Source organism: Marinobacter maroccanus, assembly GCF_002933275.1.
GTDB lineage: Bacteria > Pseudomonadota > Gammaproteobacteria > Pseudomonadales > Oleiphilaceae > Marinobacter > Marinobacter maroccanus.
Map to the genome: position 1 here is coordinate 201,902 of NZ_PSSX01000006.1, position 20,516 is coordinate 222,417.

Consider the following 20,516-nt stretch of genomic DNA (forward strand, 5'->3'; position numbering starts at 1 on the left):
GCCTTCTTCTGACCCCTTTTTTAAATCGTGAACTTGGGGTCAGGTGAAGATTTCATCTGACCCCGTTTTCATCTGACCCCGATCAGGAATTGATAAACGCGCGCCAGCCGCCGAATTCGGTGACATCCCGGGCGCCGTCGAAGCCGTAGCCTTCACAGATAAAACCGTTTACCCAGCGGCCATCGGCCAGCTCCACATTGCCGATGCCCAGGGGCGCCGGAATCAGATCCACAAAGGAGCCGAAGGCCGAGGCGGGCATTTCCCACACTTCCACGATGATCTGTTCACCTTCTCCTGCGGCTACCCGTTTCAGGCCGGGTTTTGGCGGTGTGGTGTTGGGCAGGGCGTAAAGCCGGTAATTGGCGGAGGTGGTGGTTTGCTCCAGCAGCACCGAGAAGCGCTCGGTGAGCTGGGTGTTCAGGGGCATGCCGCTGAGATGAGCGCCAACCACCGCCACTCGAACCGTGGGGGTTGAAATGGCCGCGCCCGGGGTTTCTTCCGGGCGGACTTTATCGGTGGCGCCCAGGGGCGTCGGGTGGGCGTTGAGCCACTGGCAGGCCAGGTGCTGCAGTTCGGTGTCTTTCCAGGCGCCGCTGATCAGGGTTACGCCGAAGGGCAGGCCGTCGTCCCGGAAGCCTGCGGGAATGGCCAGGGCGCTCATGTCTGCCAGGTTTACGAAATTGGTGTAGGTGCCCAGCTGGCTGTTGAGGGTAACCGGGTCGGCGTTGACCGCTTCAATGGTGGGTGCGGTAGGCGCAGTGGGCACCAGCAAGGCATCCACATCGGCCAGCAGCTCATCAATCTGGCGCTGCAGCTCTTCCTTGCGGTACTGGGCCTTGAAGGTGTCCGTGGCACTGAACTTGTTGGCGTTGCTGATAATGCCTTTGACCACCGGGTTCATATCATCGGCGTGGCTGGTCATGAACGCTTCCACGGCGGCGTGGCGCTCGGCCACCCAGGGGCCTTCGTAGAGCAGCGCCGCCAGTTCCAGCATGGGGCTGAAATCCATGGGAACCAGCTCCACATCCAGCCCGCGCCACAGGCTGATGGCGGTGTTCCAGGCCGCCTCCGACTGCTGGTCACCGAACCACTGCGGATGTTCCGGAATGGCGAGCCGTCTGATCGGGCCGGGTCGACGAAGGGCGGGGCCGTCCAGGGGTAGGGCGTAAGGCGCCTTGCGGGAGAAGGCATCACCGGCGTCGAAACCGGTCATCACACCCGATACCAGCCCGGCATCGTTAACGGTAAGCGCAAAGATGGAGACGCAATCCAGTGAACGACAGGCCGGCACCACGCCCCGAATACTGAACTGGCCTTTGGTGGGCTTCAGCCCCACCAGGTTATTCAGCCCGGCTGGGACCCGGCCGGAGCCGGCGGTGTCGGTGCCCAGGGCAAACGGCACCAGGCCCCGGGCCACCACGGAAGCCGAGCCGGAACTGGAACCGCCGCTGACCACCTCCGGCTTGAAGCTGTTGGGCACGGCGCCGTAGGGCGAGCGGGTACCCACCAGGCCGGTGGCAAACTGGTCCAGGTTGGTCTTGCCGATCACTACCGCGCCGGCGGCCTTCAGGCGGGCGATGGTGGTGGCGTCTTGTTCCGGGGTATAGGCGAAAGCCGGGCAGGCAGCGGTGGTTTCGAGGCCCTTCGCATCAATATTGTCTTTTGCCGCGAACGGAACGCCATAGAGCGGCAGCGCGGCCTTGTCGCCGCCGGCGGCTTCCAGGGTCTGTTCCAGTTCTGCCAGGGCATTGGCCAGGCCGTCGCCATCCAGCAGGGAAATCCAGGCCACGTCTTTGCCATCCAGGCCGGTCAGCAGCTCGCCCAGCAGCGCCGCCGGCGTTGCACCTTCTCTATAGGCGCTTTGCCAGTCCTTGATGGTCCATCCGAGAGTTGAAGGCATTGCTCGTCCTCATGTGCGTTATCAACTTGTATACATGTGGAATGGCAATGCCTGTGCCATTTGCGAAAAATTCTTAATAATTCAATAAAAACAGTTGGTTAATGATTTCCGCTCCAGAAGTGCCACGGCGCAGCGCGCCCAAGGCCGGTGCGGGCGCACCAAAACTGAACGATAAAACAGGGGTTTGGCGGGGTGTTGATGGCTCCCTGGTAGCTCAGGTTCGGCTTGTATACTAGATAACTATTTGTTTTCGCTGGATATACATGGAATGTGGAACAGCAGATGCAGTGGCTCCTGTGCGTTTCATGACGAACTGCACTCTCAAACCCAAGACCGAACCCAAGACCCAACTCAAGAAAAGGACGCACAACATGAGCCTCAAAAAACACGTGAAACTGGGCCTCTCTGCACTCGCACTTTCCATCTCTTTCAATTCCGTAGCCGCGGAAGATCCCATCAAGGTGGGCATTCTGCACAGCCTCTCCGGCACCATGGCCATCAGTGAAACCGTTCTGAAAGACACCGTTGAAATGCTGATCGAGCAACAGAACGCCAAGGGCGGTGTACTGGGTCGCCAGATGGAAGCGGTTGTTGTGGACCCGGCTTCCAACTGGCCGCTGTTCGCCGAGAAAGCCCGGGAGCTTCTGGCCCAGGAAAAGGTCGACGTGATCTTCGGTAACTGGACCTCGGTTTCCCGTAAATCCGTACTGCCGGTGGTGGAAGAGCTGAACGGCCTTCTGTTTTACCCGGTTCAGTACGAGGGTGAGGAATCCTCCGAAAACGTCTTCTACACCGGCGCTGCGCCCAACCAGCAGGCGATCCCTGCGGTTAACTACCTGATGAATGAAATTGGCGTGGAGCGCTGGGTACTGGCGGGCACCGATTACGTTTACCCGCGCACCACCAACAAGATCCTTGAGACCTACCTGATGGACATGGGTGTGGCCAAGGAAGACATCATGATCAACTACACGCCTTTCGGTCACTCCGACTGGCAGAACATCGTCTCTGACATCAAGCGCTTCGGTTCCGCCGGTAAGAAGACCGCCGTGGTTTCCACCATCAACGGTGACGCCAACGTGCCCTTCTACCGTGAACTGGGTAACCAGGGCATCGCTGCCTCCGATATCCCGGTGGTTGCTTTCTCCGTGGGTGAGCAGGAACTCTCCGGTATCGATACCGCCCCGCTGGTTGGCCACCTGGCCGCCTGGAACTACTTCATGAGCGTGGATAACGACGCCAACTACGACTTCATCGACCAGTGGATCGAGCACACTGGCAACGAGCAAGCGGTAACCAACGACCCGATGGAAGCCCACTACATCGGCTTCAACATGTACGTGGAAGCGGTCAAGAAAGCCGGCACCACCGACGTGGACGCGGTGAAAGACGCCATCATCGGTGTAACCGTACCCAACCTCACTGGTGGCTACGCCGCCATGATGCCCAACCACCACATTACCAAGCCGGTATTGATTGGCGAGATCCAGGACAACGGCCAGTTCTCCGTGGTCTGGGAGACCCCGTCTCTGGTTGCTGGCGATGCCTGGTCTGACTACCTGCCGGGCTCACGGGACATGATCGCCGACTGGCGCAAGCCCATGTTCTGCGGAACCTTCAACACGGCAACCGGCACCTGTGGTGCGTCTGCCGGCGAAATGGCGGCTGCTGACGAATAAGGCACAGCAACCGACATCGCAATACAGGCAACCCGGGGGTAGCGATGCTGCCTCCGGTTGCCACCCCGCACCACGCTTTCAACAGACAGGACACACTCATGAGCATCTGCCGATCGCTCACATTGCTGCTTATCGCCCTGGTTTGCCTGTTGTCGCTGCCGGCAACGGCGCAGGAAAACGACCCCGGCAAGGCTCTGCTGATCAACCTGGCAGAAGCGCCTGCGAGCAAAGTAGAAGAGGCGGTGAACGCCATCGTCAGCAGCGGCGATGAAAGAGCCAGGGGCTGGCTCGAAGCCTACGGAAACAACCGCCTTAGCCGGGTAAAAGACACCGGGCAGGTGGTACTGGTACTGAATAACCGGGGCAGGGATTGGGAAATCGCCGATCCGCTGACCGGAGAGAACATGGGTGAAATGTCCCGCCGAGAGCTGGACAGAGTCGCCATCAACAACACCATTCGGGGTCAGCTTGAAGGCATACTCGCCATGCTGGACCTGAACGCGCCCGATCCGAAAGTGCGTGAAGCCTCCGCACAGGACATGATGGGTAAAGTGGACGCCTCACTGGTCGAACCGCTGGAAGCGCAGCTGGTCCAGGAAGACAACGCCGGCGTGCGTGACCGGATTGCACTCGCCCTGGCCATCTACCGGGTGGGCGAAGGCAACGTGGAGGCGGTGGACGTGCTTGCCGGAAGCCTGCACCCCCGCGCCCGCGCCGCCCTGAACGAAGCGGCCCGCAGCGATAACCAGGAACTGGCGGCAAGCGCCACCAGAGCCCTGGAAAGCATCGAACAGAAACTCAAACTGAACCGCGCCGCCGAGACCCTGTATTTCGGTCTTTCCCTGGGTTCGGTTCTGGTGCTCGCCGCCATCGGCCTGGCCATCACCTTTGGTGTGATGGGCGTGATCAACATGGCCCACGGCGAGCTGATCATGCTGGGTGCCTACACCACCTGGGGCATGCAGCAGCTTTTCCCCGGCCAGCCTGGCCTGGCCCTGATTCTCTCGATTCCCGCCGGCTTTATGGTGGCCGCCACCGCCGGCATCATCATCGAGCGCAGCGTGATCCAGTACCTCAAGGGCCGTCCGCTGGAGACTCTGCTCGCTACCTTCGGTATCAGCCTGATCCTGCAGCAGCTGGTACGCACCGTGATCTCTCCCCAGAACCGCACCGTGGTGACCCCGGAGTGGATGAGCGGCTCCCTGGTGATCAACGACGCGCTCTCGCTCACACTCAACCGCCTCTACGTGTTGGCCTTTGCCTTGATTGTCTTTGCCGGCCTGATGCTGATCATGCGCAAGACCCGCCTGGGTCTGGAAGTGCGCGCCGTTACCCAGAACCGCGCCATGGCCCGTTCCATGGGCATCCGCGCCACCCGGGTAGACATCATGACCTTTGCCCTGGGCTCCGGCGTCGCCGGCCTGGCCGGTGTGGCCCTTTCCCAGCTCACCAACGTGGGCCCGAACCTGGGCCAGAACTACATCATCGACTCGTTCATGGTGGTGGTGTTCGGTGGCGTGGGTAACCTCTGGGGCACCCTTATTGCCGGGCTCTCCCTGGGTACCATCAACCAGCTGCTCGAACCCTGGGCCGGTGCCGTACTCGCCAAGATCATCGTGCTGGTGTTCATCATCCTGTTTATCCAGAAACGGCCGAAGGGATTGTTCCCTCAAAAGGGCCGCGCAGCAGAAGGCTAAGTTATGTGGCTAACAAGACCCCTGCGTGAGCGATCCACGCAACTGTTTCTTGGTGTACTGTTCGCGGCCCTCGTGGCGGTGACCTTCCTGCACCTGTTCATGCCCCAGGACAGCGCCCTGCACGTGAGTGCTTTTACTGTCACCCTGCTGGGCAAATACCTGTGTTACGCCCTGCTGGCGGTGGCGGTGGACCTGGTGTGGGGTTACCTAGGTATCCTCAGCCTGGGCCATGGCGCCTTCTTTGCGCTCGGTGGCTACGCCATGGGCATGTACCTGATGCGCCAGATTGGCGACCGGGGCGTGTATGGCGACCCGGTGCTGCCGGACTTCATGGTGTTCATGAACTGGCAGGAGCTGCCCTGGTTCTGGCACGGGTTCGACATGGCCTGGTTTGCCTTCATCATGGTGCTGCTGGCCCCGGGCCTGCTGGCGCTGGTGTTCGGCTTCCTGGCCTTCCGCTCGCGGGTAACCGGGGTGTACCTCTCCATCATCACCCAGGCGCTCACCTTTGCCCTGATGCTCGCCTTCTTCCGCAACGAGATGGGCTTTGGAGGTAACAACGGCCTCACCGACTTCAAGGACATTCTCGGCTTCAACCTGCGCACCGACGCCACCCGCCTCGGGCTGTTCATCGCCACCGGCATTGCCCTGGCCATTGGCTACGTGATCTGCCGGGGCATTGTGACCAGCAAGCTCGGGCGGGTGAGCGTGGCCTGCCGGGATGCCGAGGCCCGTACCCGCTTCCTGGGTTACCGGGTGGAGCGGGTGCAGCTGTTCGTGTTTGTGGTCTCCGCCATGCTGGCGGGTGTGGCCGGGGCCCTGTACGTGCCTCAGGTAGGCATCATCAATCCCAGTGAATTCTCGCCGCTGTTCTCCATCGAGATCGTGGTGTGGGTGGCCCTCGGTGGCCGGGCAACGCTTTACGGCGCGGTGATTGGTGCCATCCTGGTGAACTACGCCAAAACCGTGTTCACCGGCATCATGCCGGATGCCTGGCTATTCGCCCTCGGCGGCCTGTTTGTGCTGGTGACCGTGTTCCTGCCCAAGGGCATTGCCGGGCTGCTGCAGAAACGCCGCAAAGCCAAAACCGATAACGACACACCCACCGGGCAGGAGGCCACCGCATGAGCATTTTTCAGGAACTGGCCGACCGCGAGCATGTATTCGAGTTTCTGACCCAGGTGCAATCGCCGGTGGACGTGCGCCACGGCCCCATCCTGTACCTGGAAGACGTGAACGTGAGCTTTGACGGCTTCAAGGCCATCAACAACCTCAACCTCACCATCGACGACGGCGAGCTGCGCTGCATCATCGGCCCCAACGGCGCGGGTAAAACCACCATGATGGACATCATCACCGGTAAAACCCGGCCAGACACCGGCTCGGTATGGTTCGGCAGCCGCCACAACCTGCTCACCATGAACGAGCCGGACATCGCCAGCCTGGGCATCGGCCGCAAGTTCCAGAAACCCACGGTGTTCGAAGCCCTCACCTTGTTCGAAAACCTGGAACTGGCCATGGCGGCGGACAAGCGCGTATTCCCCACGCTCACCGCCATTATGAAACCCGAATTCCGGGACCGCATCGACGAAGTGCTGGAAATGATCGGCCTGAAAGACCTGCGGGACCGCCTCGCCGGCATCCTCTCCCACGGCCAGAAACAATGGCTGGAAATCGGCATGCTGCTGATGCAGAAACCCCGGCTGTTGCTGGTGGACGAGCCGGTCGCCGGCATGACCGAACAGGAAATGGAACGCACCGCCGAACTGCTCACCAGCCTGGCCGGCAAACAGTCGGTTGTGGTGGTGGAACACGACATGGGCTTCGTGCGCTCCATCGCTCGCAAAGTGACCGTGCTGCACCAGGGCAGCGTGCTGGCCGAAGGCACCATGGACCAGGTCTCCAACGACCCGGAAGTGATCAAGGTTTACCTAGGGGAGGAGGCGTAATGCTGAAGATCCAGAAGCTCAATCAGTTCTACGGCGAAAGCCACACCCTCTGGGATCTGGACCTGGACGTACCCCAGGGCAAGTGCACCTGCGTGATGGGCCGCAACGGCGTGGGCAAAACCACCCTGATGAAATGCATCATGGGCGAGGAAACCACCAAGAGCGGCATCATTGAATTTGCGCAGGATGTGGAACTCACCAAAAAGAAAGTGGAAGACCGCTCACGCCTGGGCATTGGCTACGTGCCCCAGGGAAGGCAGATATTCCCGCTGCTGACCGTGGAAGAAAACCTCCGCACGGGGCTGGCCGTGCGCAGGGACGGTAGCAAGAAGATACCGGAGCGGGTGTATGAGCTGTTTCCGGTGCTGAAGGAAATGCGACACCGCAGAGGCGGCGACCTCTCTGGCGGGCAGCAACAGCAGCTGGCAATTGGGCGAGCATTGGTGATTGAACCCAGGCTGCTGATTCTGGATGAGCCGGGGGAGGGGATTCAGCCGAATATTGTGGCGCAGATTGGGGAGGTTATTCGTCGGCTGATCGAAGAAGACGGACTGACGGTGCTGCTGGTTGAGCAGAAGTTGCCGTTTGCCCGCAAATACGCCGACCGCTTTGCCATACTCGACCGCGGTCGCCGGGTGGCGGAAGACGAAATTGCCGGCCTTACCGATGAACTCATCAAGAAGCATCTGACGGTATAAAGATCTTCGAGCGCATAGAACCTGCCATCGCTTCGACGCAAGTCAGCGTCCATTTGCCCTGAGTGTCCACACCCGGCCCGATGGCAGAAACACCGCTACCGGGATCTGGAGCTGGTTGAATCCGACGGAGACAACCTCTCCGCCACCTTCATCCCGGAACTGAGCGACCTCACCTTGTACGTGATCGACGTCTCCGCCGGCGACAAGATCCCTCGCAAAGGCGGCCCCAGGATCACCAAATTCGACCTGATGATCATCAACAAGATCGACATTGTCAAACAGGTGCACGCATCCCCGGATGTGATGGAGCGGGACAGCAAGAAAGTGCGTTGTGAGCGGCCCTTCGTGTTCACCCAGCTGTCCGACAGGGTAAGGCTGAAGACGATTATCAATTTCATTTTGGAGTGGGGCATGTTACCGAAGCGCAGGCCTGAAAAATTGCCTGATCAGGCAGTTTTGGTTTTAACCGATAAAGGGGAAATAGACATGAAAATGACTCAAAAATCAGTGCCAATGTGGGGCTTCTAGTGGCCTCGACAAGCGTGCTAGCGCATTCCGGGCGAGGATATTGGCGATGGGCTGCACGTTGAGGATTTGTTTGTAGCGGGAATTATTGGTGCGATTTTCATGATCTCCTGGAAGAAGGTTAGGGGGCGTCGCTGAGGATTGCGCAAAGGGCCTCAACTCATCACTGTAAAAGTGTAGGCTTTACGGGAAACCGTGTGGCTTTTTTTCGTTGAAAATGTCGATTTTTGTAAGCAAAACAAGCGTGAACAGTTCAAATGGTCTACTGTATTTGACGTTCGTTATGAGAGCCCAAATGTGTAGGCCTAATGCGCGATTAGTGTCGCCGTGCTGGCAAAACTGTTAATTTAATTTCAATCTTTCATGGCAATTGCATTGCTGAGTATGTTTTTGAGTTGTCTCTGCTCCAGGGCGCCATCGGATGAATTAATTTTAAAGGCTCCAGTTATTTTTGCCACGGAAGGAAGCAGGATGCAGTGATGCGAAAACACGACAGATGCCGATCTTTGAGGCCAATAAGATAAGATTAGTGATTTTTAAGATCTGGGGAACAGAATGAAAGAAGAAGAGAAGCGTATTATAAGGGAAAAGATCGCCCCAAAATTGAAATTTGGAGAACTTGCTCTTTTTTTAGGTGCAGGTTTTAGTGTAGGCGCGAGATCAGTAGATGGCGGCGGGATCCCATCTACACCCGATCTAATTAGTAAAATATTTAATAAGCTAGGAAAGCCCGATTTGGCAAAGGAGAGCGGATTGCCAGATACGTTCTCTTTTGCTAGTAAAAAAATGCCAGATTTCAATAATTTTTTAAAAGATACGTTTATGTGTGCCGAGCCATTTTCATGGCATGAGGATGTATTTAAGTATTGGTGGCGGGTGGTTTTTACGACAAACATTGATGATATTCCTGAGGTTTGTGAAGAGAGGAAAAAGCAACCAAAAATTTATCCTAACTATAGAATATTTAACTATAAAGATAGAGAGCCGGTTGATGTATTTATTGTAAGGCCAAGTGTAGTGCATCTTCACGGATATGTAAGAAGGATTGACGAAGGTGTGGTTTTTGATAACGTACAATATGCAGATTATACAGTAAGTAGTCCGGATTGGTTGCGAAAGGCGGCATTAAATATTCAGAAAGGCGACTGCTTATTCGTTGGATCTAGGTTTGAAGAAAGGGATATCGAGGCAGCGCTTAGGGAAAGGCAAATGTTTGACAGTGAGGGCGTGTCAGATAGTTGGATCGTTTTACGGTCGGTAAATGAAGTGGCGCGCGAGAACTATTTGGAGCGCGGAATCTACCCGATAGAAGCGACTGCAGAGGAGTTCTTTGAGTATTTGTTTCGGCAGGTAAAAACGGTCTCTCCTGAAAAGTTTATAAAAATGAAGGCGCCATTTTTACAGGATACAAATAGAACAGAGTCTTCATCTTGGTTTTATCAGAATTTTGACCATGTCGGTAAATCATTGTCTAAATCAAAACTAGAAAAAGGCGTAGAATCGTTTTTTTATGATGGTGATGTTCCTGATTGGTATTACATCGCTAACGAGGTTCCGGCCAAACTTTCATTTTGCAATAATTTGGTGGATATTCTCCACGATTTCCATAAGTCTGAAGCTAAAATTTGTGTTGTCCCAGTAATAGGTCCGATTGGTTGTGGGAAAACGACTGCGTGTATGTTGGCTATTGCATCGATTTCGAGTTTCGAGCAAAACAGTTACTCTCATTCGGGTTTAGATGGTATCGACATAGAACATACGTGGAATATTCTTAAAAATGCGAAAGGTGCGTTTTATATATTTGTCGATGCTTCATCTGAACACTTCTATGCTGTAAATGAATTAGCGAAAAGGGTTAAGGAGAGGCAAGTTGGGTGTCGAGTTTGCTTTATTCTTGAGGAACGGTCGCTTCCTTACGACAAAAACATCAGGCATCTTTCAGAAATCGGCGATACAGATATTAGGCAGGTTTCTATAGAATCACTAACTGAAAACGATGCAAAATTACTTTTGAGAAAAGCCGAATCTCTGGGTGTAAAGTTTGAGAAACTTAAAGGTCTAAATATAGAGAAATCGGCGAGAAAGCTGATAAGTTTTGATCAGGGATATAAGGGAGATTTGCTCGCAACACTCCACGATCTATCTTCTAGTCAGGCATTTGAGGACAAAATAAATTACGAGTACATCGAGATTCAGGATGATCTCGATAGAGATATTTATATAACAATTTCTCTTGTTTCGGCAGCGAGACTGCAGTTGCCCATAACCTATATTTCCGCGGCTCATGAGGTTGGTATCCCGGCTATTGTGAAAAAATTAAGAAATAACCTTAAAGGGAAGGTCTACTTAAATAACAATAGGGATTCTGTATTGTCTAGAGGGCACTCTATATCCCAGTATCAACTTAAGTCGGTATTTCCAAAAGAAAGGGTTAAAAATTCGATACTCTTGCTTTTAAAGGTCGTTTCTTCTAAGTTTGAGATTTCTGATATTAAAAGGCACCCTATTAGTTATAGGGTATATAAATCTTTGATATCGTACAGGTATCTTTGCTTTGATATTTTCAGTTTGAAAAACGATGAAGAAATGATTCACGAAATATATTCTGAGGCTCAGAAGTTCTATGCCCATGATGGTGTTTTCTGGCTTCAATACGGGAGATTTCTAGAACTTATAGGTCAGATTGATCAAGCTGTGCATTGTTTTAGAAAAGGTTTAACGCTTTACGAGGGGTCATTTCAAATATCTCATGCCCTTGGCCAAACGTTGTTGAAAAGATATGTATCCGATGGACTTGTAAATGCAGAGGACAAAGAAGAAGGGATTCAGATACTAGATGTTGAGATAAACTATAGAGGAACTCAAGATCCATTTCCATTCTCAGCTATGCTTCGTGGCCTTTTGGATATCCTAAAAGTAAATAAACATGATGAGGAATTACATAAATCCTTCACGAACTATGCGAATGATGCGATTAGGTATCATCCTAAGGAAAGCCGAATTAGGGAGATTGTTAAAGAGTATACCTCCCTGCGAGAGAGCATCTAGAAAACAAGTGGTAAAGCTATATGTCAAATGTAGTTTGTAAAAAATACTGTCCCGGTTTTCCAGCCAAGTCGGAGCCCGAAGTGATCAAGCCGAGTTGTTATCGCAGAAAACCGGGACAGAATTATTTATTCTTCTGGCAACCAGTAATCAGATAGTTTGACGGTCAGAGGTACGCCTCAGGATCCATCCTTTGGTGCAAGACTCGAAGAATGATAATGGACGGATTGTGCGTATCTTCTCCCACCCTAAGATAAAACTGATGGGATGAAGCTTTGCCTTCCTTTGCAAGCGGATAGGTAGCGATCCCGGTCCGAATTTCTGACCTAATCAGGTATCCCGTTTCTTCCTGATGGCTTGCTCCGAACGCTTAGAAAGGTAAGTAGCGAACTCGTCACCCGTGAATGTTCTGGTTCTGCCAGCCTCCAGGTCTTCCTGGCCCGCATCGATGGCGGCTCTCAGGTCATTCATTTTCGTGACGTAGCGGGACTCGGCTTCCTCGACCATTCTCAGGCCGGCTCGAAGTACTTCGCTGGCATTTTGATAACGGCCCGAGGCAACCAGGTGATCGACTACTTGGGATTGATGGTCCGTGAGTACTATGTTTCTCGTCGCCATGAGGGTGATCCTGTCAGCATTGCATTGGCATAATATGCCAATGCATCGGTTTCCTGTCTAGGAGGAAACCAATAACCGGGACCAATAACCATTAACCATAACCTTAACCATAACCGGGACAGATTTATTTTCCCGATTTATTTTCCCTCCCTGGAGGCAGGTTCCGCGGCCTTTTCCGGAAAGATATCCTCGCCGCCGGCAATACCGGTCAGCTCGGACACCCAGCCAATGCCGGTGATCATGGGGTCACCCCATTCTTCGAAATACACGCGTGGTCGGCTGTGTTTAGGCTTTTCCTTCCGGGCTTTCTCTGGCCGCACTATACCTTGTAATTCCTCTCGCGGGTCATGCCTCGAGATCCGAACGGTTAACGGGAGCCACACATTGTTTTACCGTGTAGTTAGATGAATGCGATGCAAACAAGGGAGAGGGAGATGACGGCACCAGGTGATCAGCTTCGCGTGTTCTACGATGGCGCCTGCCCGAGCTGTGTCAAGGATCGCAGGCTCTATGAGCGACTCGCGGGCAGGACCGGCGAATCGGTGGAGTGGGTGGATATCACCGGCCGTGATGAGGAGTTGAAAGAATGTGGTATAGACCCGCAAGCAGCGCTTCAGGAGCTCCATGTGGAGGATGGCCAGGGCAACATCCACCGGGAACTGGATGCCTATATCCTGTTGATGTCGCGGGTCTGGCTGCTGAAACCGTTTGCCTGGCTGATTGGTTTGCCGGTGATTCGGCCAGCGCTGGCGAAGCTTTACCACAAATGGGTGAGCGAGCGGCTGGAGAGAACCGGGCGCATGCCGGATTCAAAGGAAACGCAGAGAAGCATCGAAGCGCGCAAGGCCGAGGTTGAAGCTGAGGAAAGCGCGGAGGACAGATAGACGTGGTAGGGGGCTCGGAAACCGGAAAACCGGGACAGATCCATTATTGCGGTTATTTGGGTAAGCTGGCCCGCTTTTCCGAAGACATTCTCTTTTCCCACTCAGCTTCCTCTCCCGGCGCTGGCAAATTTGATATTGAAGCAATGAGCTATCCTGAGACTCTCGACCCTCAAGCATGCGAGCCAAACAATGATCGAAACGCCCCAGGAATTTCAGAGCGATGGTACAACCTGTCGCGGTGTTCTCTATACGCCGGATGCCGACAGTAAAGGTTTACCGTGTGTCGTCATGGCCCATGGTTTTGGGCTGACTCATGCCAGTGGTCTGGCACCGTTCAAAGAAGCTTTCTGCAATGCGGGTTACGCGGTCTTTGCCTTTGACTACCGCCATTTCGGTGACAGTGATGGCCAGCCACGGCAGACGCTGAGCCCTTGGAAGGAAGTGGCAGATTGGCTGGCGGCACTGAATTTTGCGCGGCAGCTCGATCGTATTGATGGCAGCCGCATTTGCCTGTGGGGAACGTCGTTTTCCGGCGGGCTTGTGATTGCGGCTGCGGCAAAGGATGGAAACGTGCAATGCACCATCTCCCAATGCCCGATGATGGATGGTCTGGCGTCTTTACTGGGGGTTGTCGGTTACGCCGGCCTCATGCAGGCGATGCGCCTGACCTGGCACGGAACGGTTGACTGGCTTCGTCGTGGGCTGGGGATGTCTCCCCGGTATATTGCGTCGGCCGGCCGCCCCGGCGAGTTGGGCATGATGACGGCTGAGGACTGCCAGGAGGGGTATGTTCCCTTGCTGGCCGATAACGCATCGAATTACGTCGCAGCGGGCGTGAGTTATGCCATTCCTCTTTTCCGGCCCATCCGGTTGGCCAGCAAAGTCGCCTGCCCGGCACTGGTGTTGATTTGCGACCACGATACCGTCGCCCCGGCGAGTTCTGCGGTCAAAGCGGCCCAGAGAATGCCGAACGCGGAAGTGAAGCACTATCCGGTGGGTCATTTTGATGTCTATCGTGGCGAAGCTCTGGATCAGTCCATCGAAGATCAGTTGGATTTCCTATCCCGGTTTTTCAAACAAATCGGAGCCCGAAGTGATTAATCCCAGTTGTTACAGTTGCCGAAAAAGATTTGAGCCGTCTGAGCTCCGGGTCTCTTACTCGAAAAACTACTGTGAGCACTGCGGTGTTGGGCTGTTTGGTGAGGATTATTTCAGTTTCAACGCCAAGCCCGCCCCAACTATCCGAAAGAACCTGGCTGTCCATTTTGCAGTGCTTCTTTTCGGGGTTGCTGGCTTGTTGTTATGGCTTTTGACTGGCTGGTGAAGTGAAAACCGGGACAGATCTATTTTTAGCCCTACACTTCCAGACAACAGTTATCTTCTCAACTGTCAGAGTGGGAGAGTCACAATGCAGGACTACGAACTCTATTACTGGGGCCTGACGTCTGAAAACAACAGAAGTGGACCTGGAGTCCTCTATGAAAACCGCCCAACGCCGCGGCAGTTCTCTTTCCAGCCCTGATTTTGCGCGCCTGCAGGGTGTCTGGCGTTCCCAGGGTTACGGCACTGTGTTGCTGATCGAGGAAGATTGGTACACCCTTTTTGAAGAAACCAGCATCAGCTGCCTGAAGATTCATGCGGGCAGTATTGAAGAACTTGGCCACTATTACGAAGACTTGGCGGTATCCCCTGGTGGCCAGGCGTTCAGTGCCCATCGGGTAACTGGAGTAGCACGTATCAGCTTCCGTCGCCTGAATGGATTGCCCGCCAGTGTCACTGAAAGTCACAGGCACCGGGCAAAGGATCCGCAATACAACTTTGACGTTTTCTGGCGAACCTTTCACGAGCAATACGCCCTGTTTGAACTCAAGGGTGTGGCCTGGGACCGGGCACATCATGACTATCTTCCCCAGATTAACGCGAACACATCACAGGAAGCGCTCTTTGCCATCATGGTTGCGATGCTACGGCCCCTGAAGGATGGCCATATTCGTCTGCATTCACCCTGGGGTAATTACAGCGCAGGTGCCCAGCCGGCGCTCTTCAGGCGGCTGACACAGGAACTTGAAGACGCCAATGATGACCGGGAGCTCGCCAGCTACCTGGGCGATCTCAAAGAGTCGGCGCGTGACGTGATCCATGAGGATTATCTCGCAAGCGCCGTTAGCCATGGCGGCAACCGGCTGGTGGAGTGGGGGCGCCTTAATGACCTCATCGGTTACCTGAACATCCGGGCCATGGCCGGGCAAAGCGGCAAGTCAGGCAAACCGGCTGCGGATCTCAGTGCGGTCGATAGTGTGATGAAGAGGGTGCTGGCAGATGTTGGCGAGCTCCCCAATCTGGTGATCGATCTTCGCAATAATGGTGGGGGGTACGATGGTGTCGCACTGCGCTTTGCAGCGTACCTGATGAATCGCAAACGGCTGGCTTTCACCAAGTCAGCCCGTCATGGCAATGGATTCACCGGAAAGCAGTCTGTCCATATCACGCCTGTCAATGAGACTTACCAGGGCAACCTGTTTGTGCTGACCAGCGAGCTAACGGCCAGTGCCGCAGAAATCTTCGTGCTCTCATTGCTGCAACATCCCCGTCTCACTCTTATTGGCGAGCCTACCCAGGGCATCCTTTCCGACACGCTCGAGCGCCATCTGCCAAATGGCTGGCACCTGACCTTGTCCAATGAAATCTACCGGGCCTACGACGGTGAGATTTACGAAGATGTCGGCATCCCGCCACACATCCGTCTCAAGTACCTTGGCCGAAAAGGGCGCGAGGAAGGCAAAGACCCGATGCTGGAGCGGGTAATTAAGCTGGTCGGCGGTTGAGGGTCGAAGTATTAATCACGAGGTTGGCGTTTTGAGGAAAACCGGGACAGATTGGTGAAATAGATCTGTCCCGGTTTTCTGTCAGAGCCGATTGCCGGTGCGAACCTCGAGCAACTCAAATGTCAGTTCTCCCGTGGCGCTGTATTTCCGAAAGGCGCCGTCCTGCTTCATGATGGTCATGCATCGCAGGCGTCCTTTGTCCTGGGCCATGGATAGGCAAACCGAATCCTGGTCAGTGATACCGTAATAGCCAGTACCGGACCAGCCGCCGCCGACCAGCTCGCCCGCGATCACGTTATCCGTGCCGTAATGGAAATTGAAAACCTTTTCGCCTGCTTTGGCCGTCACTGTGTTACCCACCACCAGCGCCTCGATTTCCTCCGAGCTCAGTTGCACTGCTCCATGATCAATGGCCGCCTGCTGCTCCGAGTCTGCCACTGCCAGGCTCGTCATCAGCAGATAAGCCGGCATCGCGGTGAACAGTAGGGTTGCCTTCATCTTTAGGTTCGTCATGGTTTGTTTCCCTCTTTAACTGTCGGGAGAGCGCCATCCCGCTCTGCCTGGTAATCGCTACGCCGTCAGGATGGAACAGACTTCAGCGAGTATTATTCCCCGCAGAAGAGGGCGGTGCTTGAGGAATATCTGAGGAATATCTGAATAAATCTGCGGATGATGGGCGTTTACAGCATCCTGAGAGAGAGGCCATGTTTTATTAGAGGCAAAGTTTCCGTGGGTGTAAATTTGAGGAGTGATATCTCAACAGAACGGCGGCAGTCTGATTAACCAGAGGACAGGAACATGGAAGGGCAGGAAAGGAAGGGTCTGCCTGATAAGGTCTACAGGTTTGGCGATTATCTACTGGATTGCAATCGTGATGGGCTCTCACGCAATGGCGAAAAGCTGCACCTCGAACCTCAGGTCCTGTTTTTGCTTTGCTACCTCGTGGAGCATCGTGACCGGGTTGTTTCCAAGGGCGAGCTAATCGAAACGATCTGGCAGGGGAGGGTCATTTCCGACGCGGCACTCAACACGTGCATCCGCTCTGTCCGGCGTGCCCTGGGGGATGACAGCGGCAGCCAGCATTATCTTAAAACCTATCCAAAACGCGGATTCCGTTTCATTGGCCCGGTTAACGGGAGCGGACAATCTGAGGCGGCCAATAACGCTCCGGTCGATGGGCTTTCAGGCGCATCTCGAGCAGACGACAGCCGAAACCACCGGGCAATCGGTGCTGCTGTGCTCTTGCTGCTGTTTTTGTTTGCCGGACTCGCCTGGTGGGCCTGGCCTGACCATAATGATGACGCCGCGCTGGCACTGCCAGGAAAGCCATCCGTTGCCGTGCTTAAATTTGCCAATCTGAGCGACGATCCAGACCAGGTTTATTTTGTTGATGGCCTGGTTGAGGATCTGATCACAAGCATTTCCCTCAATCGGGAGCTGTTTGTGATTTCACCGTACTCCACCTTTCGCTATGCCGCAGGAGATGTGGATATGGATAGGATTGGGCGCGAGTTGGGTGTGGTCTATATTGTGCGGGGCAGTGTTCGGCGGACAGACAATCGCGTGCGTATCAGTGCTGAGCTTATTCATGCCCCAACCGGTGCAACAGTCTGGTCAGAACGGTTTGATCGAGAGTTGGTAAATATTTTTGCCCTTCAGGATGAAATCAGTCGCGCCATTGCCGGGCGCCTGGCCCCGGAAATTGTCACGGCGCAGGCCGAGGAAAGCAGGCGTATACCCACCAGTAGCCTGCACGCCTGGGACCTCTATCTTCAGGCAAAGGCTTTGCAGGCAACTTTTACTGAAGAGAACCAGGAAGAGGCTATTCGCCTGGCTGGCCTTGCGATCCAGCGGGATCCGGAATTCGCCGCACCTCGAGCATTGATCGCAAAGGCCAAGGGTATTCAGTTTTTCCATGGGTGGACCACAGACCTGGAGCGGACGTTGGCGGAAGCGGTCCAAAACGGCCGTGCGGCGATTCGCCTGGATGGCAAGGACCCGGCCGGGTTTGCTGCGCTGGGTTACGTTTTCAGGCTTACCGGCGATGAAACACGTGCGCTCGGCCATCTGGAAAGGGCAAAGCAGCTTAATCCTAACGATGCCAGCATACGCCTTGAACTGGCTCATACTCTGGACTGGTTTCGTCACCAGGATCGGGCACTTGCAGAAATCGAGGAGGCCATCCGCCTTAGCCCTCGTGACCCCAGGCTGGAAATGATGTTCTTCTATCACGCTCACATCCTCTTCCACCTGGGCGATTATTCAGGCTCCCTGGCCGCGACTGACAGGATGGCAGGGGCTCTTACCAATGATACCTGGCGTACGTTCTACCATTTGATTCGCGCCGCAAATTTTGCCTCTATGGATCGCAAAAATGAGGCGAAGATGGAGGTGCAAAGTGCACAGGCAATTGCTCCCCAGCTGTCCATCGCTTCCATGAGAAAAAGATTTGAAGGCGGACATAATCATCCGGAAAATCGCAGGGTCTGGCTGGAAGCCCTGCGCAAAGCGGGGGTGCCGGTGAACTAAGCCTGTGAAAACCGGGACAGTGAAAACCGGGACAGAACTATTTTCCAGTCCACAGAACGGTCTCCTTGCTCAGCTGCAAGGAGACGCTTACGCCAAGACAGAGCAGGGTGATTGTGCCCGGCTTTCCTAGATTCTCCCCGCCAACGCCTGTATCCGTTCGATTGAGCCGCGTTCCGTTTCCGGGGCCATCTCCAGCAGTCGACGGGACCACTGCTCGGCGGATTCGGTATCGCCAGTCAGATCGGCCGCGCGTGCCGCTCCCTCCAGGGTGTTATACCGGTTCGGCCAGGTTTGATCGGACTGCTCATAAGCGGCGAGGGCCTGGGCCGGTCGATCCAGGGCGACTAGCAGATCGCCAAGCGCCTCGTACGGCGGGAGAAGGGCGCCGGGGGTGACCGGGTGCTTCTCGACACTGGCTTCCAGCTCCCCGGCGGAACGCATCAGTTCGATGGCACGGTCTGGTTCACCCTCGGCTTTCGCAATCCAGCCGGCAAGGATCCTACGATCCACCTCGATGTAGGTCGAGAAACGCTGATCGGCCGCGGACCGGGCGGCTTCCGCCAGAGACTCCAGGCGCTGTTCGGCCTCGCGAGCGGCCTCCAGATCACCGGTGTGGACGGCTCCAAGCCCATGTGCAAACCAGCTCAGCGCCTCAGGCCAGGCGAACTTGTCCCATCTGATGTAGTTGACAGCGCGAGGTGTAATGGCGGCGGCTGCCTCCCAATCCCGTGCCTCTACGGCCAACCTTGCAGGGATGGACGCCAGGTGGAATGCGCCCGGGAAATTTGCCTGGTGTGGTCCGTTGGCCCGGGCCGATTCCCAAACACTGCGTGCAGCGCTGTCTTCACCCCGCTGAAGGTGGCCATAGACCAGATAATCAAGGGCATGAACGTAGTGGAACGACGTGGCGTCATCCACCTTGTGATCGACCGCCACGTTCGCGGACTGCTGATTCCAGTCAATCGTCCGGGGCCAGTCACCAAGCCGCACATAAATGTGAGATGGCATGTGCAAGGCATGGGGAACGCTGGGCGCTATCCCGGAATAGGAGTCCACGATTGATGTGGCGTTGGAAGCGCGGCCATCGGCGTCCGTAGCGTGTATGGAATAATGCACTGCCCCGGGATGGGTCGGTTCGGTCTCCCAAACCGCACGCAGCACCTCTTCTGCTTCGTTGTGGAGTGCTTTGCGGTCTTCGGCGGACAGTGCCAGCGTCAGGCGGGACAAGGCATAGAGGGTTGCGACGTTAGGGTCATCCGGGAAGGCTTGATAGGCCTGCTCCATACCCTCAATCCAGCCGGCTAGCCGCTCCCGGACCTGGTCGGTATCCGGCTCGAAGAATGCAGCGGTAGCGTCTATCAGCAGGCGTTCACGCTCACTGTCGGCAGAGTTACGGGCTTGCTGGACCGCCTGGCGACCCCGGGAAATATCCTCGGCACTCGGTGTGGTGCCCCACAATGGCTGGAACAGCGACGTGGCTAAACCCCAATGCGCCATGGCACAGTCGGGATCGGCCTGAATAATGGCGTTGAATTCGGCGCGGGCCTGGGTGTACATCATGTGATGCATCATGCCCAGTGCGTGATCGACGTCAGCGCGCACACTCTCATGACAGTCGGCCTGCAAATTGACGGTACCGATGCCATCTGCGGCGCTATGGAGGTGACCATCATTCGTGGTGTCCTGATGCGCCGATGCGGGAGGAACAAAGCTTATAGTGACGGCAAGTGCCAAGCGAGAGATTGTATTCATGACATGACTCCATTTGGACCGTGTTACTGGTGGAGCCGGCATGTTTACTGCGGTCAGAGTCTGAATGCGAATTGCCAGTTACTGGCCCTGCATGCGCAGCTTACAGCTTTCAATCTACTCCTATCGTGGCTGCTTTGCGAGCTAACAGCCGACGTCGTGAAAAAACGGAAAACCGGGAATGACCTATTTCTCGGAGGATATAACAACATAGAATGGGCGAATGGTATCGACTGTGTGTTTAGGTGGCACCCGGATAACAAGCCCAGAGCTCCTCAGAGGTAACCTTGGCGATAAAAAAGGTTCATCGCGCTTTACCGGGAAACGCTGCTTTTATCTTTAGGAAGAAGTAATCGTTGTCCCGGTAGCCATAAGCCATCCGCTTGATCACCTTGATCTTGTTGTTCATTCCCTCCAG

The 20,516-nt window shown here is 55.2% G+C and carries 15 protein-coding genes and 1 pseudogene; 11 read left to right on the forward strand and 5 right to left on the reverse strand.

Translation table 11 applies throughout. From position 1 onward, the window contains the following. Positions 1–82: 82 nt before the first annotated feature. On the reverse strand, positions 83–1,900 hold the full coding sequence (atzF, locus tag KEHDKFFH_RS09630) for an allophanate hydrolase (protein WP_104321722.1): 1,818 nt from the start codon (positions 1,898–1,900) through the stop codon (positions 83–85). 371 nt (positions 1,901–2,271) lie between these two features. Here atzF and urtA point away from each other — a divergent pair, with 371 nt between their 5' ends. From urtA to KEHDKFFH_RS09665, 7 genes and pseudogenes are all read left to right on the forward strand, one after another. After that, positions 2,272–3,579: an urea ABC transporter substrate-binding protein gene (urtA, locus tag KEHDKFFH_RS09635; RefSeq protein WP_064227695.1), complete on the forward strand. Its 1,308-nt coding sequence runs from the start codon at positions 2,272–2,274 to the stop codon at positions 3,577–3,579. Positions 3,580–3,677: 98 nt separating this feature from the next. Beyond that, positions 3,678–5,276, forward strand: coding sequence for an urea ABC transporter permease subunit UrtB (gene urtB / locus KEHDKFFH_RS09640; RefSeq protein WP_104321746.1), 1,599 nt, complete (start codon positions 3,678–3,680; stop codon positions 5,274–5,276). A 3-nt stretch (positions 5,277–5,279) separates the two neighbouring features. Continuing rightward, entirely contained in the window at positions 5,280–6,404 is a 1,125-nt protein-coding gene (gene urtC, locus KEHDKFFH_RS09645) for an urea ABC transporter permease subunit UrtC (protein WP_104321723.1), read from the forward strand. Beyond that, positions 6,401–7,225, forward strand: coding sequence for an urea ABC transporter ATP-binding protein UrtD (gene urtD, locus KEHDKFFH_RS09650; protein WP_104321724.1), 825 nt, complete (start codon positions 6,401–6,403; stop codon positions 7,223–7,225). Before urtC ends, urtD begins: the two co-directional genes overlap by 4 nt. Further along, positions 7,225–7,923, forward strand: coding sequence for an urea ABC transporter ATP-binding subunit UrtE (urtE, locus tag KEHDKFFH_RS09655; protein WP_104321725.1), 699 nt, complete (start codon positions 7,225–7,227; stop codon positions 7,921–7,923). The genes urtD and urtE overlap by 1 nt, the downstream gene beginning before the upstream one ends. Positions 7,924–8,025: 102 nt before the next feature. After that, positions 8,026–8,340, forward strand: a pseudogene (locus tag KEHDKFFH_RS09660) (GTP-binding protein); the annotation flags it as partial. A 663-nt stretch (positions 8,341–9,003) separates the two neighbouring features. Beyond that, the gene (locus tag KEHDKFFH_RS09665) at positions 9,004–11,496 is read left to right on the forward strand and encodes a P-loop NTPase (RefSeq protein WP_104321726.1); all 2,493 of its coding nucleotides are present in this window, start codon (positions 9,004–9,006) and stop codon (positions 11,494–11,496) included. Between the two features lie 327 nt (positions 11,497–11,823). Here KEHDKFFH_RS09665 and KEHDKFFH_RS09670 read toward each other — a convergent pair whose 3' ends face one another. Continuing rightward, a complete protein-coding gene (locus tag KEHDKFFH_RS09670; protein ID WP_104321727.1) occupies positions 11,824–12,111 on the reverse strand; it encodes a type II toxin-antitoxin system ParD family antitoxin in 288 nt (95 codons plus the stop codon). 434 nt (positions 12,112–12,545) lie between these two features. Here KEHDKFFH_RS09670 and KEHDKFFH_RS09680 point away from each other — a divergent pair, with 434 nt between their 5' ends. From KEHDKFFH_RS09680 to KEHDKFFH_RS09700, 3 genes are all read left to right on the forward strand, one after another. After that, complete coding sequence (locus KEHDKFFH_RS09680; protein WP_241956475.1) at positions 12,546–12,995, forward strand: thiol-disulfide oxidoreductase DCC family protein; 450 nt, start codon at positions 12,546–12,548, stop codon at positions 12,993–12,995. Between the two features lie 189 nt (positions 12,996–13,184). Next, positions 13,185–14,096 carry an alpha/beta hydrolase gene (locus KEHDKFFH_RS09690; protein ID WP_104321728.1) on the forward strand — a complete coding sequence of 304 codons (912 nt, stop codon included), beginning with the start codon at positions 13,185–13,187 and terminating at the stop codon, positions 14,094–14,096. Between the two features lie 377 nt (positions 14,097–14,473). Continuing rightward, a complete protein-coding gene (locus KEHDKFFH_RS09700) occupies positions 14,474–15,820 on the forward strand; it encodes a S41 family peptidase (protein WP_104321730.1) in 1,347 nt (448 codons plus the stop codon). An 81-nt stretch (positions 15,821–15,901) separates the two neighbouring features. Here KEHDKFFH_RS09700 and KEHDKFFH_RS09705 read toward each other — a convergent pair whose 3' ends face one another. Continuing rightward, positions 15,902–16,333 (reverse strand): hypothetical protein, encoded by a 432-nt coding sequence (locus KEHDKFFH_RS09705; protein ID WP_104321731.1) that lies wholly within the window; start codon positions 16,331–16,333, stop codon positions 15,902–15,904. 285 nt (positions 16,334–16,618) lie between these two features. Here KEHDKFFH_RS09705 and KEHDKFFH_RS09710 point away from each other — a divergent pair, with 285 nt between their 5' ends. Next, complete coding sequence (locus KEHDKFFH_RS09710) at positions 16,619–18,349, forward strand: winged helix-turn-helix domain-containing protein (protein WP_104321732.1); 1,731 nt, start codon at positions 16,619–16,621, stop codon at positions 18,347–18,349. Positions 18,350–18,475: 126 nt separating this feature from the next. On the opposite strand, the gene KEHDKFFH_RS09715 is transcribed toward KEHDKFFH_RS09710, so the two are convergent. Further along, entirely contained in the window at positions 18,476–20,101 is a 1,626-nt protein-coding gene (locus tag KEHDKFFH_RS09715; RefSeq protein WP_146084202.1) for a tetratricopeptide repeat protein, read from the reverse strand. A gap of 301 nt (positions 20,102–20,402) precedes the next feature. Further along, a partial coding sequence (locus KEHDKFFH_RS09725; protein WP_146084203.1) for a transposase occupies positions 20,403–20,516 on the reverse strand: 114 nt, incomplete at its 5' end.

Coding starts and splice junctions, on each gene's coding strand:
- atzF (WP_104321722.1), bottom strand. CDS start 1,900: ATGCCTTCAACTCTCGGATGGACCATCAAGGACTGGCAAAGCGCCTAT.
- urtA (WP_064227695.1), top strand. CDS start 2,272: ATGAGCCTCAAAAAACACGTGAAACTGGGCCTCTCTGCACTCGCACTT.
- urtB (WP_104321746.1), top strand. CDS start 3,678: ATGAGCATCTGCCGATCGCTCACATTGCTGCTTATCGCCCTGGTTTGC.
- urtC (WP_104321723.1), top strand. CDS start 5,280: ATGTGGCTAACAAGACCCCTGCGTGAGCGATCCACGCAACTGTTTCTT.
- urtD (WP_104321724.1), top strand. CDS start 6,401: ATGAGCATTTTTCAGGAACTGGCCGACCGCGAGCATGTATTCGAGTTT.
- urtE (WP_104321725.1), top strand. CDS start 7,225: ATGCTGAAGATCCAGAAGCTCAATCAGTTCTACGGCGAAAGCCACACC.
- KEHDKFFH_RS09665 (WP_104321726.1), top strand. CDS start 9,004: ATGAAAGAAGAAGAGAAGCGTATTATAAGGGAAAAGATCGCCCCAAAA.
- KEHDKFFH_RS09670 (WP_104321727.1), bottom strand. CDS start 12,111: ATGGCGACGAGAAACATAGTACTCACGGACCATCAATCCCAAGTAGTC.
- KEHDKFFH_RS09680 (WP_241956475.1), top strand. CDS start 12,546: ATGACGGCACCAGGTGATCAGCTTCGCGTGTTCTACGATGGCGCCTGC.
- KEHDKFFH_RS09690 (WP_104321728.1), top strand. CDS start 13,185: ATGATCGAAACGCCCCAGGAATTTCAGAGCGATGGTACAACCTGTCGC.
- KEHDKFFH_RS09700 (WP_104321730.1), top strand. CDS start 14,474: ATGAAAACCGCCCAACGCCGCGGCAGTTCTCTTTCCAGCCCTGATTTT.
- KEHDKFFH_RS09705 (WP_104321731.1), bottom strand. CDS start 16,333: ATGACGAACCTAAAGATGAAGGCAACCCTACTGTTCACCGCGATGCCG.
- KEHDKFFH_RS09710 (WP_104321732.1), top strand. CDS start 16,619: ATGGAAGGGCAGGAAAGGAAGGGTCTGCCTGATAAGGTCTACAGGTTT.
- KEHDKFFH_RS09715 (WP_146084202.1), bottom strand. CDS start 20,101: ATGAATACAATCTCTCGCTTGGCACTTGCCGTCACTATAAGCTTTGTT.